Consider the following 457-nt stretch of genomic DNA (forward strand, 5'->3'; position numbering starts at 1 on the left):
CGTCCCGAAATGTTACCAGCAATACCGAACACACCGGTGGCCATCCCAACAATTTCCGGCGGTGAAGTATCCACGACCACTGCCAGTCCGATTTGCGCAAGGCCTTTGCCAAATAAAGCTAAACACATCAATATCACCACAACGTAAATCGAGTCGGTAAAATTGCAAAATACCAGTCCCGACGCCAACGCCATACCGATGATAAAAGGTGTCTTGCGGGCAAGTGTTACAGAACCACGACGCTTGAGTAGCTTATCGGAAAGAATACCGCAGAGAATACTGCCAAAAAAACCGCATATTGCTGGTAATGCAGCGATAAACCCCACCTCAAGGATATTCATTCCGCGTCCTTTCACCAGATAGATTGGAAACCAGGTAATAAAGAAATATTGCAGCGCGGTGATGCAGTATTGTCCAATGTAAATGCCGACCATCATCCGGCTCTTAAAAAGCACTT

General features: G+C 46.6%; 1 protein-coding gene. It reads right to left on the reverse strand.

Annotated elements, in window-relative coordinates:
• A partial coding sequence (locus SPM24T3_RS24145) for an MFS transporter (RefSeq protein WP_037379882.1) occupies positions 1–457 on the reverse strand: 457 nt, incomplete at both ends.

The sequence above is a fragment of the Serratia sp. M24T3 genome, assembly GCF_000257645.1.
In the GTDB taxonomy this organism is placed as follows: Bacteria; Pseudomonadota; Gammaproteobacteria; order Enterobacterales; family Enterobacteriaceae; genus Rouxiella.